This window comes from Mesorhizobium sp. M0119, assembly GCF_040322615.1.
GTDB lineage: Bacteria > Pseudomonadota > Alphaproteobacteria > Rhizobiales > Rhizobiaceae > Mesorhizobium.
In genome coordinates, this window is sequence record NZ_JAMYTU010000014.1 from 46,057 (window position 1) to 66,556 (window position 20,500).

Sequence of the window (20,500 nt, forward strand, 5' to 3'; positions counted from 1 at the left end):
CGAAGAACAGGAGAGGGGCCAATAGTGCGAAACCCGCTTTCCAAGCCGTTTGCCGATCCAGAAGGACAGCCGGTCCCCCAGTGCCGCGCCAATGGCGGCGGCAAGCCATCACGAAATTCCGGTTCTTCTCAGCAGCGCCACGCGGGCTAACGCTGATTATCGTATGGCCGGCCTGCAGCGCGAATAGCGCTGCTGGCTCGCCCAGGTTCGGTCATCGTCAATCGCCAGATCACGCACGATCAGCACGGGATGGAGCCGGTGAGCGACAGCGCAGGGTTCGGCGTCGTTTTGGCCTTCGGCCTATTGGTGCTCAACTGGCTGGCGATCCGCTATATCGATGTTGTCGCCTGGGCTGGCGAGCTTCTGATGCGCACGCCGTTCCACCCCGGTGCGAGGAACGGGAGAGCACCAAGGACGGCGACGAAATAGCAGGGCGGTACAACCCGCCCCAACCGAAGCCGCGTTCTCGACGACATGGTTACTGTGACAAGACGAACAGGGTATAAGGCTATCAGGCAGCAGACTGGTTGAGGAGCGCCCCACCGTCATGAAGCCGATGAACGAAGAGCACCTCGCGGTTCTACGCAGGCACATGGTCGAGATGATTGCAATTCACACCGATCTTGCAAGCGAAGAACTTGGCAAGGTGGCGCTCGATGAGCGGGTATTGGCGGCGATGAGGCGGATACCGCGGCACCTCTTCGTGCCAGCATCAGTTGCGCCTTATGCCTACCAAGACATGCCGCTGCCGATCGGCTTTGATAAAACCGTCTCGCAGCCCTTCATCGTTGCTCTCATGACCGATCTCCTTGCGCCGCAACCGCACGAGGTAGTGCTCGAGATCGGCACCGGCCTAGGCTACCAAACCGCAATCCTCGCGGACCTTGCCGGGCAAGTTTGGAGCGTCGAAATCATCGAGGAATTCGCAAGCCATGCCGAGGCTCTCCTGCGGGGTCTCGGCTTCTCCAATGTCGGCATTCGTGTCGGAGACGGGTCTCGCGGCTGGCCTGAGCACGCCCCATTCGACAAGATCCTGGTCACCGCGGCCGCTGAGCGGACACCGCCGGCTTTGCTTGAGCAGCTCAAACCCGGGGGACGCCTGGTCCTGCCCGTGGGACCTGGAGAAGCGCAGTTGCTGACGGTCATCGACAAGGATGCGGCAGGGCAACTGAAGACTCGCAAACTCATCCCGGTTCGGTTCAGCCGTCTCGAAACGGTCTAATGAGGGGTGCGGCTGCGCGGAGCCGTGCTGGAGGATCAGGATAACGCGCGCCGCATCGATCACACAGGCGCTGGATGGCATTGCCGATCTTTTGACATCCATGCCGCAACGCTACTCGTCGAGCACGCCTGCAGCCGCCGGTCGCAGCCGCTGGCGGTCATGCCGGCGAGGTCGTATTGCGCGCTTCTCAAAGACCCCTTATCCAGCCTACTGTGTGCCTACCAGAGGGCAAATGGGTCGCTCATCTGGGAAATGACGGCCAAAGGCTCAAGGAATTCGCCCAGTGGCCAACACGTAGCGGGCAGGAGGTAACGATGGATCTCAAGGACAGGCGCCTCTAGTACGGCGTGGTATCCGTGATCGTGGTATTGGTCATGATTGCGTATGCGGCTGGTTGGTTTGGCGGCACACCGATACCAGCGCCGCAGCAGTGAGAGCGATCGTCATTCTCGCTTGGCGGCAGCTGACTGCTCAGTCTCTAAAGGTCGAAGGAAGGGACACCTGATTGGCTGTTTCGCTGGTTCGGCTACCATCCTGACGACGCACAGCCTGGACCGTTTTTGAGATGGCTTCGGCTCAACTTGTTGGTTGATGGACGGACCGGTCCTTGGATTGCGCAATCCGCAACACACCGCCATCGGGCCGGGTAACTTCGATAATGGTTTCGACACGGACAAACTGCGATCCTACGGAGTAGCCAGGCGCCAGGTCATGCCGGAAGTCGTACACTGGAGCCACAAGGGCCCAACGACCGGGCGGAGAACTCGCATCAGCCCGGCCTTCGGCGGTTTCGAAGCTAAACTGCCACTCGCTTGATCCCGCTGCCCGGCCAGCGATGGAGCCGGGCTACTCCAGCACAGACTCTGCCCGTCGATCAGCTCGATCGGCACGGACTCCAGACCGACATCGTCGAACAGCCGCGCATTTGACCGCGTTCGCCAAATTAATGGCCGGATCTTTGCAAAGCCTCCGCATTTTCGTGGGGGGAAGCCCTCCCAGCATCATCGTGATTGGACTTCACGATCGGTCGGAGTCACGCTGGCCGCAGGTATAAGAAGGATATGGGTGGGCCAACTATCGTCCGAATAGGAGGCTAAAATGAAGCACCAGACGCTTGAGCAACTGCAGATTGTCGCCGAGATCGATCAGGACTACCTGCGCCAGGCCATGTCGCGCAGCGAACGTCTTGAACGCTGGGCGGAGCTCCTTGAACGGAACCCTGACCGGCGACTCTCGACGCTACACCAGACCGAGTATCAGCCGGTTAGATCACGCGGGGCCATGCGCGGCGACGGCTCGCCGATCTCAGTCGCTTTCGAGGATCCTGTCCTCCGCGCCGCCGGGTTGGAAAACGACAACTGCGGCGAAGCGAAGCGGTTCTTCGAACTGACCGACAAGCAATTGCATGAGATCATCTGCTATTGTCATTTCGGCGCGACGGTGAGCGCCGTAACGGCCGCCCGTCACATCCGTGCGGCGATTGCCGGGAGACAGCCCGGCATGTTCGCTCGGATGCGTGAGGCGTTCGTCGGATAAAGCCGGAGCCGTTTCGCAGCATCATTTTTGAAGCGGCTCGCATGGAAAGCCGCCGCCGTAGCGCAGGCAAGCGCTCCCCACGCGGGGAGGCTGCGTTGCATGAGGGGGTGCGGCTTTCCGCAGGAGCACGCCGACCTGCATCTTTTCCATCCGAACCGGAAAGATCCCAATGCTGCCAGTACATCCGTGGTCAGCGCCGTGGTTCAAAGGCTCGAACAGAGCGACATGCGCGCCGGATAAGCGCTATACATTCGCTGTCGAAAATTCGATGCTTCATGGTGGGTCGAAGGTCGCGGACCTATGTCGATCGGGACCGGGAAAGCCAAATCGTGCCAAATTTTCGCGAACTGCATATATCTCTCGATGCACATTCAATCAAGGCTCAATAGGTTTGGTTCGTAATTGCGGATTAATATAGCTGTTGTCGGCAAAATTAAGAGGGATGAATTACAATAAAATTGCTTATGGCTCCGCCTTTCGGACGGCCAAAAGCGCCGGTAACAACGACTGATTTACATTTCAAATATTTTCGGTTTGAGGAATTAAAAATTTGGCACTCCTATCATTCGAGTGCCAAAGGGGCTACGTTAAGTGTTGCAGTCGCTCTATGTGCGGCGGCAGAAAGAACCCCCAATGAAATTCCGGCCACTCCACGACCGCGTCGTCATTCGGCGCGCGGAAGGCGATACCAAATCCAAGGGCGGGATCATTATTCCCGACACCGCCAAGGAAAAGCCTCGGGAAGGCGAAGTGATCGCCGTGGGCCCGGGCTCGCGTGACGAGAGCGGCAAGCTGATCCCGCTCGACGTCAAGGCCGGCGATCTCATCCTGTTCGGCCAATGGTCCGGCACCGAGGTCAAGATCGACGGCGAGGACCTCCTGATCATGAAGGAGAGCGACATTTTGGGCATCGTCGAGAAGACCAAAGCGGCCAAGAAAGCCGCCTGACCGGGCGATTTCCGATCCCGCAATTTCAAGACTGAACTGGACGTAAAATCATGTCTGCCAAGGAAATCAAATTCGCTACCGATGCCCGCGACCGGATGCTTCGCGGCGTCGAAATTCTGAACAACGCCGTCAAGGTGACGCTCGGCCCCAAAGGCCGCAATGTCGTCATCGACAAGGCCTATGGCGCGCCGCGCATCACCAAGGATGGTGTCGCCGTCGCCAAGGAAATCGAGCTTGCCGACAAGTTCGAGAACATGGGCGCCCAGATGGTGCGCGAAGTGGCCTCGAAGACCAACGACCTCGCCGGCGACGGCACGACGACAGCCACGGTGCTGGCCGCTTCCATCCTGCGCGAAGGTGCCAAATTCGTTGCCGCGGGCATGAACCCGATGGACCTCAAGCGCGGCATCGACCTTGCTGTGGCTGCTGTGGTGAAGGACATTCAAGCCAGGGCCAGGAAAGTCAAATCTTCGGACGAGATCGCCCAGGTCGGCACGATTGCCGCCAATGGCGACGCGTCGGTCGGCGCCATGATCGCCAAGGCGATGGACAAGGTCGGCAATGACGGCGTGATCACCGTCGAAGAAGCCAAGACCGCCGAAACCGAACTCGATGTCGTCGAAGGCATGCAGTTCGACCGTGGCTATCTCTCGCCCTATTTCGTCACCAATGCCGAAAAAATGCGCGCCGAGCTGGAGGACCCTTACGTGCTCATCCATGAGAAGAAGCTCGGCAATTTGCAGGCGTTGCTGCCGATCCTCGAAGCTGTGGTGCAAAGCGGTAAGCCGCTGCTGATCATCTCGGAAGACGTCGAAGGCGAGGCGCTGGCGACGCTGGTCGTCAATAAGCTGCGCGGCGGCCTCAAGGTCGCAGCCGTCAAGGCGCCAGGCTTCGGTGACCGGCGCAAGGCGATGCTGGAAGACATCGCCGTGCTCACCGCCGGACAGATGATTTCCGAGGATCTCGGCATCAAACTCGAGAACGTCACGATCGACATGCTCGGGCGGGCTAAGCGCGTGCTCATCGAGAAGGATACGACGACGATCATCGACGGCGCCGGCGAGAAAGCCACCATCCAGGCGCGCGTCCAGCAGATCAAGTTGCAGATCGAGGAAACGTCCTCGGATTACGACAAGGAGAAACTCCAGGAACGTCTCGCCAAGCTGGCTGGCGGCGTTGCTGTCATTCGCGTCGGCGGCGCGACCGAGACGGAAGTCAAGGAAAAGAAGGACCGCATCGATGATGCGCTGAACGCCACTCGTGCAGCCGTGGAAGAAGGCATCGTTGCCGGCGGCGGTGTTGCGCTTTTGCGCGCCAAGGCAGCTTTGACTGAGCTTACTGGCGCGAATGCTGATATGACGGCAGGTATTTCGATTGTGCTGAGAGCACTTGAAGCCCCGATCCGCCAGATTGCCGAGAATTCCGGCGTTGAAGGTTCGATCGTCGTCGGCAAGCTCTCCGACAGCAAGGATCACAACCAGGGCTTCGACGCCCAGAACGAAGTCTATGTCGACATGATCAAGGCCGGTATCGTCGACCCCGCCAAGGTCGTTCGGACGGCCCTGCAGGATGCCGGCTCGATTGCCGCGCTCCTGATCACCGCTGAAGCAATGATCGCGGACATTCCGCAGAAGGTTTCGCCCGCTATGGGTGGCGCGGGAGGTATGGGCGGAATGGGCGGAATGGACTACTGAGCGGCGCCTGAGACTATAGCCAGGACGACGGAAGGCCAGCGACGCGGGCACATGCGAGCCGATATCTCGGCGATCATCGGTTCGCTCGACATCGTGTTCGGGGAGATCGATCGATAGGCTCGTCGCTGTCGTATTTGCTGCTAAAAATGGTCTTGGAGACAAGAACATGACCGACACTCTTGCCGAGAAAACATGTACGCCTTGTCGCGGCGGCGTCCCGCCGCTCACGCGTGATGAAGCCCAACGGTTCCAGGCACAGGCTCCTGATTGGGAGCTGGGTGACGATGCCCACCGCATCCAGCGGAGCTTTCGATGCCGCAATTTCCGGGACGCGCTCACCCTTGTTCAGGAGATCGGTGAGCTCGCCGAAACCGAGGGCCATCACCCCGACATCAGCTTCGGCTGGGGTTATGTGACGGTTTCCCTGAGCACCAAGAAGATCAAAGGACTGCACGAGAACGATTTCATCATGGCGAGCAAGATCGATCGGATGCTCGATCGCGCGGGGCGGCCCCTCGACCGCCAACGGTGACACGGCAAATCCATTGCCAATCAAGTGAGGTCGTTTATGCACTGTCGTCCGAGATAAAGATTGCGCGGATCGAAGGTGAGCGGCAGCGCAACATTGATCTGGTAGTCAAGGGTGTGATTGGCGATGACGATGCTCGGGAACGCATCGCCGAACTCAAAGCTCGACGTTTTGAGGCCGAGGCGGAACTGGCCAATCTTGAAGAGGCGCCATCAACCCTCACTCTCCATCCAACGACAATAGAAAAGTATGTCGAAACGGTCGATGCGCTGGCTGCGGTCTTAGCTCATCACGCTGAGGCGGACGACGATCGGGGCGCTTTGGTGAAGAGTTTCCGCACGCTTGTACACAGCGTGACGATCCACCCGAAAGGGTCGCGAGAGGGTTTTGAAATCGAGGTCAAAGGCAAGCTTGCCGCCCTCATCGGCGGGAACACATTCCCCCAAGCGCGTTATGCTGGGGAACGCATGGAAGCCGGAGGCTACAGGCATGAACCCACTATTACGTACGATAGTGGGTTTAGGGTGGTAGCGGGAGAGGGACTTGAACCCCCGACCCCAGGATTATGATTCCCGTGCTCTAACCAACTGAGCTACCCCGCCAGGGCGGCGAAGGCCCGAAATCCAGCTTAAATCGGCAGGCATATCGGCGCGTTCGCCAAGGTCGCGCGGATATAAGGTTGCGAGGCCAAGCCTGTCAAGCATCGAAGTGGCTGCCGAGCCGGCATATTGCTGGCGCCTAAAGCTTTGCCGGGCAGACATTTGGGCGCACAGGCCGGGGTTGAGTTCAGCGAGGCACGTCGCTATGTCTCGGCCACGAAAGCCATGGTCATGAATTGATGAAACCGCGCATTGCAGTCCTCGGTTGCGGATACTGGGGCAGCAACCACATCCGCACCCTCAAGGCGCTCGGCGCGCTGCACGCGGTTTCGGACGTCAACCCGGCGCGTGCGGAGGGTTTTGCCAGCGAGCAGGATTGCCTGGCGATCGAGCCGGAGGCGCTGTTTGCCCGCGACGATGTCGACGCCATCGTCATGGCGCTGCCGCCGCAGTTCCATGCCGACATGGCGGTGCGCGCCGTGCTCGGGGGCAAGGACGTGCTGGTGGAGAAGCCGATCGCGCTGACAGTGGCCGATGCCGAGCGCTCGGTGCAGGCGGCCGCCGATAATGGCCGTGTCTTCATGGTCGGCCACGTGCTGCGCTTCCATCCCGCCTTCGAGACGCTGAAGGCGCTGATCGACAATGGCGAGCTCGGCGAGGTCCGCTACATCCATTCGCATCGGCTAGGCCTCGGCAAGTTCCACACCGAAAACGATGCGTTGTGGGATCTGGCGCCGCACGATCTGTCGATGATCCTGGCCATCACCGGCACCGAGCCGGTCGAAGTGCGCGGCGAAGGCGCTGCCCTTCTCGACAATCTCAGCGACTTCGCGCATCTGCACATGCGCTTTCCCAACGGCCTGCGCGGCCATCTGTTCGCCTCGCGGCTCAACCCTTACCGCGAACGGCGGCTGACCGTGGTCGGCACCAAGGCAATGGCGGTATTTGACGATGTCGAGCCGTGGGAGCGCAAGCTTGCCGTGTACCGCCACGCGGTGTGGCAGGACAGCGGGCAATGGGCGTTCACCGCCAACGAGCCGTCCTATGTGGCGGTCGGCGAGGGCATGCCGCTGACGCGCGAGCTCGAGCATTTCATCCACTGCATCGAGACGCGGGCCGAACCGCGCACCAGCGGCGAGGAAGCCATCAGGGTGCTGCGCATCCTGACCGCCGGCACCGTCGCCCACACCAGGCCCTAAAGCGCGTCGCGTTCGTTCGACCTCATACGACGCGCTGTAGGTCCTTGTTTTTATGCATGTCGTTATCGCAAAACCGCTGCGACATGCATTAAAAAGAAAACGCCGTCTATTCGGCGGGAACCCGCGCCGGCTGGACGGCAAGCCGCGTCAGCATCGCCTCGGCTTCGGCGCCGCGCTCGGAGCGCTCGATGAAGCCGCCGCCGAACACACGCGCCTCGTTTCCGTCGTCCGAATAGAGCACGCAAGCCTGACCGGGCGCGATACCGGATTCGCCGTCGACCAGCTCCACCGAAGTGGCGCCGGCGCGGTGATGCAGCACGGCCGGGCGCGGCGGCCGCGTCGAGCGCACCTTGGCGAAAAGCTCAAGCCCGGCCGCCGGGATATCGGTCAGCGGGCCATCGCCCAGCCAGTTCATGTTGCGCAAGAAGATCTTGTGCGTCTCCAGCGCCTCGCGCGGGCCGACGACGACGCGGGCCCGGTCGGCGTCGAGATGGACGACGTAGAGCGGCTCGCCGGAGGCGATGCCGATGCCGCGGCGCTGACCGACGGTATAGCGCAAAATGCCCTCGTGGCGGCCAAGCACACGCCCGTCTATATGGACGATGTCGCCCGGATTGGCCGCAGCCGGCTTCAGCTTGGCGATGATGTCGGAATATTTGCCCTGCGGCACGAAGCAGATGTCCTGGCTGTCCTGCTTGGCAGCAACCGTCAGCCCCATCTCCTCGGCGATAGCGCGAACCTCAGGCTTCGACAGGCCGCCGAGCGGAAAACGCAGATAGTCGATCTGCGCCTGGGTGGTGGCGAACAGGAAGTAGCTCTGGTCGCGGTCGGCGTCGACCGGCCGGTAAAGCGCGCGGTGGGCGCCATTGGCGCCGGAACGGATGTAGTGGCCGGTCGCTAGCGCGTCAGCACCGAGTTCCTTGGCGGTCGCGAGAAGGTCGGCGAATTTCACCGTCTGATTGCAGGAAACGCAAGGGATCGGCGTTTCGCCGGCGACATAGCTCTCGGCGAACGGGTCGATCACCGCCTTGCGGAAGCGTTCCTCGTAATCGAGGACGTAATGCGGGATACCGAGCGTCTCGGAGACGCGGCGGGCATCGTCGATGTCCTGGCCGGCGCAGCATGAGCCGGCCCGGTGCGTTGCCGCGCCGTGGTCGTAAAGCTGCAGCGTGACGCCGACGACGTCGTAGCCCTCGCGCTTCAGGAGACCGGCAACGACCGACGAATCGACACCGCCCGACATGGCGACGACGACACGGGTGTTTTCTGGGCGTCCGGGAAGATCGAGGCTATTCATGGTTCTTTCGTTCTGCGCGGCGTTTCAATGCCAATGGCGGGAATATAGGTCAAGCGTCCCGGCTGCGCCAGCTTTGCCGGGCCGGCTCATTTTTCCGGGCGGGTTCAACGCGCTTGCCGGCAGATGTCTCAAATGCCGATGAAAAGACTAACGCCGCGTTCATGATCCTTACCTAACCATTAGGGTCTGCTTAGGCAAATTTTAAAGCTGTGGCGGTAATGTGGTGGGGATTGGGTCTTTGAGTTTTTTGTAGAGAGTACGATGACCGATCTAATTAGACCGCGAGTCAAATATGTTATCGGGCCAGACGGCAGCCCACTTACCATCGCCGATCTGCCGCCGACAAACACACGTCGCTGGGTTATCCGGCGCAAGGCGGAAGTGGTGGCGGCGGTGCGTGGCGGGCTTTTGAGCCTCGAAGAGGCGTGCCAGCGCTACAAGCTCACCACCGAGGAATTCCTGTCCTGGCAAGCGTCGATCGACGAATACGGCCTTGCCGGGCTGCGCACCACGCGCATCCAGCAATACCGGCATTAGGCCGGTAAGGGCGCCGATCCGCGCCCTTACGTTTGCGAGGGGCGACGATCTGCAATTTCAGACCGTCAGCACCACCTTGCCGATCGGCCTGGTGGCGAGGAAGGCATGGGCGGCACCTGCCTGTTCGAGCGGAAACGCCTTTGCCACGTGGACGGCCAGCTTTTTCGCGTCGATCAATTTGCCGAGCTCCACCAGAGCGGCACGGTCGGGCACTACGGACATGCGCTCGACGCGGATGCCTCGCGTCCTGGCCTTTGCTTTGGTGGCATCGCTGACATCGAGCAGCGACACCAGAACGCCGCCGGCCTTGAGCACTTCCAGCGATTGCTCCGCATGCTCGCCGCCGAACGGGTCCAGAACCAGATCGATGTCGCGGGCCTTCCCGGTGAAATCATCCCTTGTGTAGTCGATCACCTCGTCGGCGCCGAGCGAGCGGACGAAATCGAGCTTTTCCGGGCTCGCGGTTGCGACGACGTAAGCGCCGTGCGCCTTGGCGATCTGCACCGCCAGATGGCCGACGCCGCCGGCTCCGGCGTGGATCAGCACGCGCTTGCCAGGTTCGAGCCGGCCATGGCGGACAAGGCCTTGCCAGGCCGTCAGGCCGGCCAGCGGCAGCGCGGCGGCTTGCGCGTGATCTATGCCTTCAGGTTTCGGCGCAAGCTCATCAGCCGGGACAGCGGCGAGTTCGGCGTAAGCTGCCGCCTGTTTGGGAAAGCGCGTCATGCCGAAGACGGCATCGCCGACCTTGAGGCCGGAGACGCCGGAGCCCAGCGCCTCGACAATTCCCGAAACGTCCCAGCCAAGGACAAAAGGCGGCTCGCCAAGCAGCGGATAGTGGCCGCCCCGCACTGCGCCGTCGACCGGATTGATGCCGGCCGCCTCGATGCGGACGAGCACTTCGCCAGCCTCGGGTGATGGCGCGGGGCGATCGGCAATGACGAGGACGTCGGGTCCGCCGAAGGAATTCTGGATAATGGCACGCATGGAGGCTCTCCTGCTGGTTTGATACGCCACTATCATTTGGATAGTTACATTCTGTTGTCTAGTATGTACCTTTATGATATATACGCAGCTCATGGATAGCGATGATTGTTTCCCTTCTGGTTATGACGCGTTCCGACGAACGTGCCCGTCGCACGCCGTGCTTGAGACGCTCGCCAGCAAATGGGTCTACTTGGTGATCTGTGCGTTGCGCCAGGGCCGGCTCCGCAATGGCGAATTGGCGCGCAAGCTCGAAGGCATCACGCCGAAAATGCTGACGCAGACGCTGCGTATCCTGGAACGCGACGGCCTTGTCCGGCGCGAGGTTTTCCCTGTCATTCCGCCGCGGGTCGAATATGAGCTGACCGAACTTGGCCAGAACCTGGCAGGACTGCTCAATCAGATCAGAGCCTGGTCGGAGCAGCATGTGCCCGACATCAAGAATGCGCGCGCGCGGGCGGCGGAACAGCAAGAAGATCTGGGTGCCTGATGCGGGCACCGTTCGGTGCACAGCAATGGCGCTCGAGCGCGACGTGCGTTAAAGCCTTGTTTTCAGCCGATCATGGCGCTGCGGCCGCCGGCTTCCGTGTCGCGAGCCTTGGTGTCGCGCGATTCGAGCATCTCGGCCTTCGAAAGCTCGGCTTCGGCTTCGCTCAGCAGTGATTCGGCGACATTTCGTTGCTGGGCGAGGTCGCTTTGCGAATTTCTGAGGTTGTCGCGGCGCAGGCGTGCCGCCTTGGCGAAGGTCGGATAGGCAAAATGATTGATGTCGGTGATGCCGGCCTTCTTCTCTTCGGCGGCGATCTGAAGTTCCAGCTCGACGGCCATGCGCTCGAATTCGGCGATCATCATGTCGAGCTGCAGCAGCTGCCGCCGCTTCTCGCTCACCTGAAATTGCTTCAGCCGAACGAGGTTTTCACGTGACTTCATGATTCGGTACTCCCGGAAACGCACACCTGCACATATCGTCCAATTCACCCGGCAAGGCCCAGGCTTCACCCGTTTCCACCGGCTTTCCCGGAACTATGGGAAACAAACTCCTAAAGTTTTTTGCCGGCGGTAACCATTCGTTTACGGGCATTGTTAATCATACGGCTCAGGACTTAAGGGCGGGTAAAAATTCTGCGTCTCGTCGCGAAACCCGGCCAACGAGTCCGAAGAGTCACTTAGTCTGGCTTATTAATGTGCCGCATTAACGGTTTGGGTCTGTGATTCGTTGTTGGATTCAACAAGGTGTAGAAAGGGGTTAAAAAATCTGATACCGTCACGGACGGGGAATTAGGTTTTATTAACCATTCGATGGCAGCCTCTGCTCAGGGCAATCACTGCTCCGGTCCTGGACGGGTCGTGAAATGGTCCGGCAGCAGAAAAGGGGAATGAAATGCGCGTTCTGCTGATAGAAGACGACAGTGCAACCGCACAAAGCATCGAGCTGATGCTGAAATCAGAAAGTTTCAATGTCTATACGACCGACCTTGGTGAAGAGGGCGTCGATCTAGGCAAGCTTTACGATTACGACATCATTCTCCTCGACCTCAATCTCCCCGACATGTCGGGCTATGAAGTTTTGAGAACACTTCGCCTTTCCAAGGTGAAGACGCCGATCCTCATCCTCTCCGGCATGGCCGGCATCGAGGACAAGGTGCGCGGCCTCGGCTTCGGCGCCGACGATTACATGACCAAGCCCTTCCACAAGGACGAACTGGTCGCCCGCATCCATGCCATCGTGCGGCGTTCCAAGGGCCATGCCCAGTCGGTCATCACAACCGGCGACCTGGTGGTCAATCTCGATGCCAAGACCGTTGAAGTCGGTGGCCAGCGCGTCCATCTGACCGGCAAGGAATATCAGATGCTGGAGCTGCTCTCGCTGCGCAAGGGCACCACGCTGACCAAGGAAATGTTCCTCAACCATCTCTATGGCGGCATGGACGAGCCGGAGCTGAAGATCATCGACGTCTTCATCTGCAAGCTGCGCAAGAAGCTCGACGCCGCGTCTGGCGGGCAGAATTACATCGAGACCGTGTGGGGCCGCGGCTATGTGCTGCGTGAGCCTGAAGATATCCGGGTCAGCGCCTGAACCAAGGGCATGATCCCAAAGTGGGCGCCGGTTTTTCGGAAAAGAACCTGGTAAAACAACGAGATAGAGCTCATCCGACTTTCATCGGAATGGAACAGGCTCTGATCAGGCGGCAATCTTCAAGGCGCGGAAGCACTCGAGCAGTTGCGGCCGGTTGAACGGCTTCAGTAGGTAGCCCTGAGCGCCGGCGCGCTTTGCCCGCATGATCGCCCCGACGTCGACCTCGACCAGCGAAATCAAAACTTGCGGCAATACCGGGCTTTCCATGGCGCGCACGCGGCGGATGAGATCCTGCGCCTGCATGTCCGGCAAGGCACCGTCGACGACGATGATATCAGGCATGTCGGCCGCGCACATCTCGATCGCCTCATGGCCGCTGGCGGCTTCGATCACCATCATGCCGGATCCGCCCAGGATACGCCTTGCAACCTTCCTGATGACGCTCGAATTGTCGACGAACATGCAGCGTTTCATTCCCGGACCCTCTTTGCCATGCGGCGAACCGGCAGCGTCGTGGCATCTGCCGGGGAAGATAGGCCGATCTGGTAAAGAAGCCGAAAAGCCGTTAGGTAAAATTTTCCTGAAGATGTTTTAAGCGAAATCTTCTTTCGCAATGCTTCACGCAATCAATCTGAAAGCCGGTCTCACAGATGTTAAGACGACGCCGCAAATATGATTTGGAGAAAATACTTTCCCGGCTCCTAGCAGAACTTCAGACTGCAGAAAGGACGATTTCGTCAGCGGTCGCATGGATCGAAATCGTCATGTTGGCTTCGCGGGCAAGGAGCAGCGTGTAATAGGGCTGCACCGAATGCGCGTCGATCGGCTCTTCCGGCCTGTGGCCGGAATGCAATTCCAGGAATTTGGGCGGCACGCGTAGCATCGGGCCGCTCGCCGCGAGCGCAAAGCGCGGCTCGGTCTCGAGGTTCTCCAGCGTGACCACCAGCCTGCCGCCGCGCGGAATGGCGGCGTTGGCGACGAGGATGAGATTGAGCAGCAGCTTGACCTTGTTCTTGGGCAACAGTGCGCGGGTTCCGTTCCAGATCAGTTCCGGCTTCTCGTTCTTCAGGAAGGCGATGGCCACGGCCTCGGCGTCCCCGGTGTCGATCAGCATGCCGGCGGAACCGGCGGCGCCGAAGGCGATGCGTGCGAATTGCAGGCGGGCGGAGGCGTTTTTGGCGCTTTGGCGGATCAGCTTCATGGCGTCTTCGTCGGCGCCGCCTTCGTCGAGCAGCTCAAGCCCGTTGTTTATGGCGCCGACTGGCGAAATGATGTCGTGGCAGACGCGGCTGCACAGCAGCGCTGCCAGGTCGGGTGCGGAAAGGGTGAAAAGCTCGGCCATCGGCAAAAATCCCTGCAAATTTCACAACACAACGACCGGGCGATCATGATCACGCCTGTCCACACGAATCACGCTCTCTCCCAAGCATTCTGAATACACAGCGCCTGTGCGTGCAGCAACAAATCCAAAATTACGATTGCCGAAAATGGTGTGTTCACGCAGCAGGGTGCTGCGCGGGCGATGCGAAACAGCCTTCGAACCGCCATCTTCATGTGAGAGTTTAATGGTTGAAAAAGGATTACGGCATAGTTTGCCCCTAACAGTCATCCTTAACGGCCGCCAAAGAGCCGTACGGGTGCGAGGCGTCGGCGAAAGTGCTCCCTGACGGAGATTGGAAGCATGGTTTCCCGATTCTACGACCGGACTTTTTTCCGTGTCATCTCAATGACGATCGCCCTGATCGGCCTTGTCGCCTTTTCGGCATCGGCCGCGCGGGCCGACGAATACACCGCACAGGAGATCGTCGATTCCGGTCATAAATTCTTCGGCGCGACATCGGGCGGGCTCGCCACCGTCGTCGAGAAGATTTTCGCCACCTATGGCCTGCCGAACGGCTATCTGCTCGGCGAAGAGGGGTCCGGGGCGCTGATCGGTGGCCTGACCTATGGCGAAGGCACGCTCTACACCAAGAATGCCGGCGATCACAAAGTGTTCTGGCAAGGCCCGTCGCTCGGCTGGGATTTCGGCGGCGAGGGCTCGCGCGTCATGATGCTGGTCTACAATCTCGACGATGTGAGCAGCCTCTATAACCGTTTTGGCGGCGTCGCCGGCTCCGCCTATGTCGTCGCCGGCGTCGGTTTCAACGTGCTGAAGAACAACAATGTGCTGCTTGTGCCGATCCGTACCGGCGTCGGCGCCCGTCTCGGCGTCAATCTCGGCTACCTCAAGCTTACCCAGCGCGCGACCTGGAATCCGTTCTGACCGGCATGACCGAGCCACTGCGATTGGGCCTGTGATCCCGCGGTCCGAGCTTTGCCGCGGCATACTCTTGCCGTGGCGCCGGATTTCCGTCATGCGAAGATGGCAAAGTCGACCTTTGGCGGTTGCCATGCACAACGGATAGTCATCTTGGTCCAGTCGATCCTGTTCTTTGTCCTCGGCTTTCTCTGCGCGGGCTTTCTGGCGCTGATGATTGCCCCGGCCGTGTGGCGGCGGGCGGTGGCGCTGACGCGCAAGCGCGTCGAGGGCTCGATGCCGTTGACGCTTGCCGAGATCCAGGCGGACAAGGATCGCATTCGCGCCGAGTTCGCCGTTTCGGTGCGCCGGCTTGAAATGACCGTCAAGTCATTGCGCGAGAAGGCCGCCGAACAGCTGGTCGAGATCGGCCGCGACCGCGAAGCTCTGAAGGAATTAGCGGCCGAGCGGCAGGACAAGAACCGGGTCGTCGCCGACCTCACAACCAGGGGCGAAGAGCTTCGCAAGCGCGATGAGCAGCTGCAGCAGCTGTCGGAGCGGCTTGCGGAGACCGAGCGCGCGCTCGAAAAGCGCGGGCTCGAACTGCGGAAACTGGAGCACATGTATGACGACGCCAGTTTTTCGTCCAGCAGCCGGCAGATCGAGCTGGTGGCGCGCGAATCCGAGCTGCAGAAGCTGGCAAGCGACATTTCGCTGCTGCGCGGCCAGCGCAAGGAGGCGGACAGGCGCAGCCAGGAATTGGCAGCCGAAAGCAAGGCTTTGCGGGACGCGCTGAAGGCCGAGAAGAAAAGAACCGGCGACCTGGAAAAGAGGGTCGAACGCCTGCTCGCCACGCTGGCCGATCGCGAGGACAGGCTGGAGCGCCGCGAGAAGGAACTGGTGCGCCTTCGCGAAAGGGCGAAAGGCGCTGAAAGGCCGCCTGCGGCGGGTCTTGCCGGCGTGCCAGGCAGTCCGGTCAATGTGGCCGCCAACGGCGACATCGAAAAGACAACCGCCAAGCTCGATGCCGACCGCGAGCGGCTGGAGGCTAGGCTGACATCGCTGGCACGCGAGAACAGACGGCTGAAGACGGATCTTGCTGCCGTCGAAACATCGAGATCGCAGGCCGGAGACGATACCGGCAGCGGCGACGCGGCATTGCGCGAAGAGATGAACGATCTGGCGGCGCAAGTCGTGGCCTTGACGGCAAAGCTCGACGGGCCGGATTCGCCGATCGCCCGGGCGCTTGCAGCGCCTGAGGATACGCGGCCGGGGAGCGGCGGACGCAGCCTTGCCGATCGCGTGCGGGCGCTGCAGAAGGCCGCTTCGACCGACTGAGATTCCGCAGATCCAAGAGCAGGCCCCGACGGCTCTAAATTTAGGCTCCGGAAAAGTGATGCAGCGCGATGGCTGACGCGGCGGCGACGTTCAGGCTGTCGAAACCTTGCGCCATACCGATCCGCAGCGTCTGCAGGCGGGCAAGCAGGCTTTCCGGCAGGCCTTCGCCCTCGGTGCCGAGATAGAGCGCCAGCCGCTCGTTTCTCTTGGCATCGCGAATGTCGATCTGCCCGCGCGGCGACAAGGCGAATTGGCTGAAGCCTTGCCGGTCGAGCATCGCGATGCAGCCGGCGGCATAGGCAAAGCAGGCGAAGGGAATTTTCAAGGCGGCGCCGACCGAGACGCGGATAGCCTTGCGGTACAGCGGATCGCAACAGGTCGGATCGAGAAGCACGGCATCCGCGCCAAAGGCGGCGGCATTGCGGAAGATCGAACCCATATTGTCATGATTGGCGATGCCGACCAGCACCACGATCAGCGTGCGGGCGGGCAGTGCGCCAAGCAAGGCCTCAGCGGAGATGGCCGCACCTTTGCGGCCGATCGCCAATATGCCGCGATGCATGTGGAATCCGGCGATCCTGTCGATGATTTCGCCGGATGCGACATAGATCGGAAGCCCGACAGGCGCCTTGCGCAAGATTTCGTCGAGGCCGGCCAGCCGGTTCTCGAGTACCAGCACCGATTCTGCCTCGAAGCGCCGAGCGGCAAGCAGCGTGTCGAGCACCACCTTGCCTTCGGCGACGAAACGGCCTTGCCGGCCGGCAAGATCTCGCTCCCGGATGTCGAGATAGGCGGCGACGCGGGGATCCTGCGGGTCGTCTATGCGGATCGGATTCATGGCTTCCTCGGCGGACCATGGCGTCGGTCGCGAATCGGGATTCGGTTTCGGAAGGCACGATGCCGGATCCGAAGCTCGGACCGTATCTCAGCGTCCAAATGGATGCACGCCGTTCGAACGGTCAAGCCCAATCAGGTGTATGCCGGGCTCAGATTGGGCCTGCCTGCCTCTTAGCGACAGGGAAATCTAGGTTCCCGCGGCACGGCTCGTCGGCCAAGCCGTTTCAATGCAGAATTTTCGATAGAGCGAAGGAACCGCACGGGGCCATGCCGCGTCATAGAAGCGGGCTCCTGCTGCAGTCCTGGGAGGACATCGATGATCAGGCTCCTCCTCGTCTTTGCCGCCACGCTTGCCCTCGCATGCGGCGTGGCTCGCGCGGCCAAGCTCGATCCAGCCACCGTCAATCAGGCCCAATTCACTGTCGGCGAACCGAAGGGTGTCGATCCGACGCTGCTGAAGGCGCAGATCCTTCTGGATCGCGCCCGCTTCTCGCCGGGCCTGATCGACGGCCGCCTTTCCCAGAACTTCGCCAAGGCCGTTGCCGCGTTTCAGGCGGCAAACGGACTTCCGCCCGATGGCAAGCTCAGTCCACAAACCTGGAGCAAACTCGTCGCAACCTCCGCCAAGCCGGTGCTGGTGACCTATGAGGTGATGCGCAAGGACGTGCGTGGACCTTTCACCAGGCGTATTCCAGCTCGCTTGGAGAGGATGGCCCGCTTGCGGCGGCTCGGCTACCGCAATGCGGTGGAGAGGTTGGCCGAGCGCTTCCATATCAGCGAACAATTGCTGAGAATGCTCAATCCTGGCACCAGCCTCAGGAAACCAGGCAGGACGTTGGTGGTGCCTGATGTCGGCAGGGGCGACCCTCCCGCCGGCGTTGCCGCCGTCGAGATCGACAAGGGCACTCGCCAGGTGCGTGTGCTCGACCGTGCCGGCAAATGGCTGGCGGTCTACCCCGCCTCGATTGGGAGCGAGGAGAAGCCGGCGCCAAGCGGCACGACAGAGGTCAGGCGCGTGGTCCACAACCCTACCTACCACTACGATCCGGACTTCGCTTTCAAGGGGGTCAAAACCAAGCGGCCCTTCACCATCGCTGCCGGGCCGAACAATCCCGTAGGATCGGTCTGGATCGATCTCTCCATCGAAAGCTACGGCATTCACGGCACGCCCGAACCAGGCAAGATCGGCACGACCTTTTCGCATGGCTGCATCCGGTTGACCAATTGGGATGCCGAAGACCTTGCCTCCATGGTGCAGCCGGGCACGAAGGTCGAGTTCAAGGACGAGATGGCGCAGACCGCCGACGAGCGCGTTCAGTAGCAAGGCGGACTTGGCAGCAAAGCGGATTTGGCGGGGCGTTCTCCGCCCCGGCCGCTCAGGTCCCGGCGCGACGCAGCCGGTGAGCCATCTGCGACAGTTCACCTTCGCCGAAAATGCCGTCCAGCATATGCAGCAATTCGCGCACCGCCTCGGATTTGCAGGAATAATAGATCATTTGCCGATCGCGACGGGTCTCGACAAGCTCGGAAGCCCTGAGCTTGGCCAGATGCTGTGACAGGGCGGATTGGCTGAGCGACACCTTCTCCGCTATGGCGCCGACCGACATTTCACCCTCGGCCAGATAGCTCATGATCAACAAACGTTTTTCGTTGCCCATCAGCGTCAGAAACGCAGCCGCGGTTCCGGCGTTGGCGACTAGTTTGTTCGAGACCATAGATCCCCCATGCCTTCTTGCTCATCCGCCGCTATGGGGGCAATAGCGTCGGATTCCATAGACTTTCCCTATAGATGCACGCCAGCGATTCAGCGTCACTCGCAAAGGTAGAACATTTCGCTCAAATCTCAAGGCTTGCTTTCCATGCAAGCCGATTAACTGTGCGGCTGTGATCAATTTGCCGATCGGGCAACCTTTGCCATGTCGACCAGGACAGGCCTGAGGTCGCGTGCCGCTCTCAGCGGCTCGGGGAAGAAAACCCGACAGACATTGTCGCCGGATACGAGATCCATCCCGTCGGCGTCGAACCCGGTGACGATCCAGCCGTCACTCTCGGCCCCGCCGAAATGACTTGCGTAGAGGGCAATCGCATCGAGATGGTCGGCGTTCATGTGGTCGAGTGCCGATTGCTCGCCGGCGGCAAGCTCTTCGACGATCGCTCCCGTCGCGACCAGATCGGTGCGGTCGAGCAGATAGGCCTTGCCGAAGCCGCCGTTCAGGCTGGCGCGCTCCGGTTCGAGCCGGAAGATCGAGAAGTCGCCGAGCCCGGCATAGAGCTTCGCCTTGGGATTGCGGTTGAGGTAGCGCCGCTCGGCGCGGGCGTGTTCGTTCGAGCCGCGTTCGAGCCGCACGGCGCGGCAGACGAGCGTCAATCGCGGATGCGCCAGCGGATCGCCCTTGCCGGGTTCGCCGACGAGCAACGCGCAGCGCGGGTCGGCAAGGATAGCGCCGGTATGGGCGGACAGCATCGACACCAGGATCAATGGCGTGCCGTCGATGTCGGTGGCGACGCCGACCCGGCTGGCCAGCGGCGAACCGGTTCCTGGTTCGAGCACCGCCAGCGCGCCGAAACGGGCGCTGCGGATCAGCGTCTTTGCCAGCCTGATCGCCTCGGCGTCGGTCGCGCGGATCACGTCTTTCCTGGGTTCGTCCAAGGCACCACCGTCGCTTTTATTTCGGCGCCATGCGGATGGCACCATCGAGGCGAATGGTCTCGCCGTTGAGCATCTGGTTCTCGATGATGTGCAAGGCAAGTGCAGCATATTCCGAAGGCTCGCCCAAACGGGAAGGGAAGGGCACCGCGGCGCCGAGCGAATCCTGCACCTCCTGCGGCATGCCGGCCATCATCGGCGTCCTGAAGATGCCGGGCGCGATGGTGCAGACGCGAATACCGGAGCGGGCGAGATCGCGCGCCACCGGCAACGTCATGCCGACGACGCCGGCCTTGGACGCGGAATAGGCCGCCTGGCCGATCTGGCCGTCATAGGCCGCGACCGATGCGGTGCTGACGATGACGCCGCGCTCGCCGCCCTGCAGCGGCTCGAGCCTGGCGGTCCGGTCGGCGACCAGGCGGATCATGTTGAAGGTGCCGATCAGATTGACCTCGATTACCTTGCGGTATTGATCGAGCGGATGCAGTCCGTCCTTGCCGATCGTCTTCATGCCGATAACGATGCCGGCGCAATTGACCAGGATGCGGGGTGCGCCGAGCTTCTCAGCCACTTCCGCGACCGCAGTGGCACCGTTCTCCGCGTCGCTTACGTCGCATCGGACGGCGATGCCGCCGATGGCGGCCGCCACCTTGGCCGCCCGCTCGATACCGAGATCGAGGACGGCAACCCTGGCACCGCCAGCGGCAAGAGCGCGCGCCGTGGCCTCGCCAAGGCCGGAGCCGCCGCCGGTGACGATCGCAATCTGGCCGTTCGGGTTCATCTCGACGTCCTCCTCCGTGCCCAGACTATGCTGCCAAGCCAC

Annotated in this window: 22 protein-coding genes, 1 tRNA gene and 2 pseudogenes; 15 read left to right on the plus strand and 10 right to left on the minus strand. The window is 61.3% G+C overall.

Features of this window, described 5'->3' with window-relative positions:
- Positions 1–258: 258 nt before the first annotated feature.
- The 8 genes and pseudogenes from NKJ40_RS15525 (at position 259) to NKJ40_RS15560 (ending at position 5,932) form a co-directional block, all read left to right on the plus strand.
- On the plus strand, positions 259–429 hold the full coding sequence (locus NKJ40_RS15525) for a hypothetical protein (RefSeq protein WP_352466756.1): 171 nt from the start codon (positions 259–261) through the stop codon (positions 427–429).
- Between the two features lie 118 nt (positions 430–547).
- Positions 548–1,222 (plus strand): protein-L-isoaspartate(D-aspartate) O-methyltransferase, encoded by a 675-nt coding sequence (locus tag NKJ40_RS15530; RefSeq protein ID WP_352466757.1) that lies wholly within the window; start codon positions 548–550, stop codon positions 1,220–1,222.
- A 669-nt stretch (positions 1,223–1,891) separates the two neighbouring features.
- A pseudogene (locus NKJ40_RS15535) lies at positions 1,892–2,016 on the plus strand (IS6 family transposase); the annotation flags it as partial.
- 304 nt (positions 2,017–2,320) lie between these two features.
- Positions 2,321–2,758 (plus strand): hypothetical protein, encoded by a 438-nt coding sequence (locus NKJ40_RS15540; protein WP_352466758.1) that lies wholly within the window; start codon positions 2,321–2,323, stop codon positions 2,756–2,758.
- 633 nt (positions 2,759–3,391) lie between these two features.
- The gene (locus tag NKJ40_RS15545; protein WP_352466759.1) at positions 3,392–3,706 is read left to right on the plus strand and encodes a co-chaperone GroES; all 315 of its coding nucleotides are present in this window, start codon (positions 3,392–3,394) and stop codon (positions 3,704–3,706) included.
- 50 nt (positions 3,707–3,756) lie between these two features.
- On the plus strand, positions 3,757–5,400 hold the full coding sequence (groL, locus tag NKJ40_RS15550; protein ID WP_352466760.1) for a chaperonin GroEL: 1,644 nt from the start codon (positions 3,757–3,759) through the stop codon (positions 5,398–5,400).
- Between the two features lie 42 nt (positions 5,401–5,442).
- Positions 5,443–5,517, plus strand: a pseudogene (locus tag NKJ40_RS15555) (NADH-quinone oxidoreductase subunit D-related protein); the annotation flags it as partial.
- Between the two features lie 49 nt (positions 5,518–5,566).
- Positions 5,567–5,932, plus strand: a complete 366-nt coding sequence (locus tag NKJ40_RS15560; protein WP_023676573.1) for a 4a-hydroxytetrahydrobiopterin dehydratase — start codon at positions 5,567–5,569, stop codon at positions 5,930–5,932.
- Between the two features lie 522 nt (positions 5,933–6,454).
- Here NKJ40_RS15560 and NKJ40_RS15565 read toward each other — a convergent pair.
- Positions 6,455–6,531: transfer RNA gene (locus tag NKJ40_RS15565), tRNA-Met, on the minus strand.
- Between the two features lie 236 nt (positions 6,532–6,767).
- Here NKJ40_RS15565 and NKJ40_RS15570 point away from each other — a divergent pair.
- Positions 6,768–7,727 (plus strand): Gfo/Idh/MocA family protein, encoded by a 960-nt coding sequence (locus tag NKJ40_RS15570; protein ID WP_352466761.1) that lies wholly within the window; start codon positions 6,768–6,770, stop codon positions 7,725–7,727.
- Positions 7,728–7,833: 106 nt separating this feature from the next.
- On the opposite strand, the gene mnmA is transcribed toward NKJ40_RS15570, so the two are convergent.
- The gene (gene mnmA / locus NKJ40_RS15575) at positions 7,834–9,024 is read right to left on the minus strand and encodes a tRNA 2-thiouridine(34) synthase MnmA (RefSeq protein ID WP_352466762.1); all 1,191 of its coding nucleotides are present in this window, start codon (positions 9,022–9,024) and stop codon (positions 7,834–7,836) included.
- Between the two features lie 261 nt (positions 9,025–9,285).
- Here mnmA and sciP point away from each other — a divergent pair, with 261 nt between their 5' ends.
- Positions 9,286–9,561 carry a CtrA inhibitor SciP gene (sciP, locus tag NKJ40_RS15580; RefSeq protein WP_023679563.1) on the plus strand — a complete coding sequence of 92 codons (276 nt, stop codon included), beginning with the start codon at positions 9,286–9,288 and terminating at the stop codon, positions 9,559–9,561.
- Positions 9,562–9,618: 57 nt separating this feature from the next.
- Here the strand turns inward: sciP and NKJ40_RS15585 are convergent, their stop codons facing one another.
- Positions 9,619–10,545, minus strand: coding sequence for an NADP-dependent oxidoreductase (locus tag NKJ40_RS15585; protein ID WP_352466763.1), 927 nt, complete (start codon positions 10,543–10,545; stop codon positions 9,619–9,621).
- Positions 10,546–10,636: 91 nt separating this feature from the next.
- On the opposite strand from NKJ40_RS15585, the gene NKJ40_RS15590 reads away from it, so the two are divergent.
- Positions 10,637–11,032, plus strand: a complete 396-nt coding sequence (locus tag NKJ40_RS15590; RefSeq protein WP_352466764.1) for a winged helix-turn-helix transcriptional regulator — start codon at positions 10,637–10,639, stop codon at positions 11,030–11,032.
- Between the two features lie 62 nt (positions 11,033–11,094).
- On the opposite strand, the gene NKJ40_RS15595 is transcribed toward NKJ40_RS15590, so the two are convergent.
- Positions 11,095–11,472: a flagellar export protein FliJ gene (locus NKJ40_RS15595; protein WP_023719275.1), complete on the minus strand. Its 378-nt coding sequence runs from the start codon at positions 11,470–11,472 to the stop codon at positions 11,095–11,097.
- Positions 11,473–11,923: 451 nt separating this feature from the next.
- On the opposite strand from NKJ40_RS15595, the gene ctrA reads away from it, so the two are divergent.
- On the plus strand, positions 11,924–12,619 hold the full coding sequence (gene ctrA / locus NKJ40_RS15600; protein WP_006203583.1) for a response regulator transcription factor CtrA: 696 nt from the start codon (positions 11,924–11,926) through the stop codon (positions 12,617–12,619).
- Between the two features lie 105 nt (positions 12,620–12,724).
- On the opposite strand, the gene NKJ40_RS15605 is transcribed toward ctrA, so the two are convergent.
- Together NKJ40_RS15605 and chpT are read right to left on the minus strand one after the other, a co-directional pair.
- Positions 12,725–13,093: a response regulator gene (locus NKJ40_RS15605; protein WP_352466765.1), complete on the minus strand. Its 369-nt coding sequence runs from the start codon at positions 13,091–13,093 to the stop codon at positions 12,725–12,727.
- Between the two features lie 238 nt (positions 13,094–13,331).
- Entirely contained in the window at positions 13,332–13,961 is a 630-nt protein-coding gene (gene chpT, locus NKJ40_RS15610; protein ID WP_023679558.1) for a histidine phosphotransferase ChpT, read from the minus strand.
- A 384-nt stretch (positions 13,962–14,345) separates the two neighbouring features.
- Between chpT and NKJ40_RS15615 the strand changes: the two genes are divergently transcribed.
- Both NKJ40_RS15615 and NKJ40_RS15620 read left to right on the plus strand, forming a co-directional pair.
- Positions 14,346–14,882, plus strand: a complete 537-nt coding sequence (locus NKJ40_RS15615; RefSeq protein WP_292660010.1) for a DUF1134 domain-containing protein — start codon at positions 14,346–14,348, stop codon at positions 14,880–14,882.
- A 147-nt stretch (positions 14,883–15,029) separates the two neighbouring features.
- Complete coding sequence (locus NKJ40_RS15620; protein WP_352466766.1) at positions 15,030–16,193, plus strand: coiled-coil domain-containing protein; 1,164 nt, start codon at positions 15,030–15,032, stop codon at positions 16,191–16,193.
- A 40-nt stretch (positions 16,194–16,233) separates the two neighbouring features.
- Here NKJ40_RS15620 and NKJ40_RS15625 read toward each other — a convergent pair whose 3' ends face one another.
- On the minus strand, positions 16,234–17,031 hold the full coding sequence (locus NKJ40_RS15625) for a TrmH family RNA methyltransferase (protein ID WP_352466767.1): 798 nt from the start codon (positions 17,029–17,031) through the stop codon (positions 16,234–16,236).
- A 315-nt stretch (positions 17,032–17,346) separates the two neighbouring features.
- Between NKJ40_RS15625 and NKJ40_RS15630 the strand changes: the two genes are divergently transcribed.
- Positions 17,347–18,351, plus strand: a complete 1,005-nt coding sequence (locus NKJ40_RS15630) for a L,D-transpeptidase (RefSeq protein ID WP_352466768.1) — start codon at positions 17,347–17,349, stop codon at positions 18,349–18,351.
- Positions 18,352–18,406: 55 nt separating this feature from the next.
- Here NKJ40_RS15630 and NKJ40_RS15635 read toward each other — a convergent pair whose 3' ends face one another.
- The 3 genes from NKJ40_RS15635 to NKJ40_RS15645 all read right to left on the minus strand — a co-directional run bounded on the left by NKJ40_RS15635 (position 18,407) and on the right by NKJ40_RS15645 (position 20,458).
- Positions 18,407–18,745 carry an ArsR/SmtB family transcription factor gene (locus NKJ40_RS15635; protein ID WP_352466769.1) on the minus strand — a complete coding sequence of 113 codons (339 nt, stop codon included), beginning with the start codon at positions 18,743–18,745 and terminating at the stop codon, positions 18,407–18,409.
- 173 nt (positions 18,746–18,918) lie between these two features.
- Positions 18,919–19,725 carry a HugZ family pyridoxamine 5'-phosphate oxidase gene (locus NKJ40_RS15640; protein WP_352466770.1) on the minus strand — a complete coding sequence of 269 codons (807 nt, stop codon included), beginning with the start codon at positions 19,723–19,725 and terminating at the stop codon, positions 18,919–18,921.
- Entirely contained in the window at positions 19,697–20,458 is a 762-nt protein-coding gene (locus tag NKJ40_RS15645) for a 3-hydroxyacyl-CoA dehydrogenase (RefSeq protein ID WP_352466771.1), read from the minus strand. The genes NKJ40_RS15640 and NKJ40_RS15645 overlap by 29 nt, the downstream gene beginning before the upstream one ends.
- Positions 20,459–20,500 lie beyond the last annotated feature (42 nt).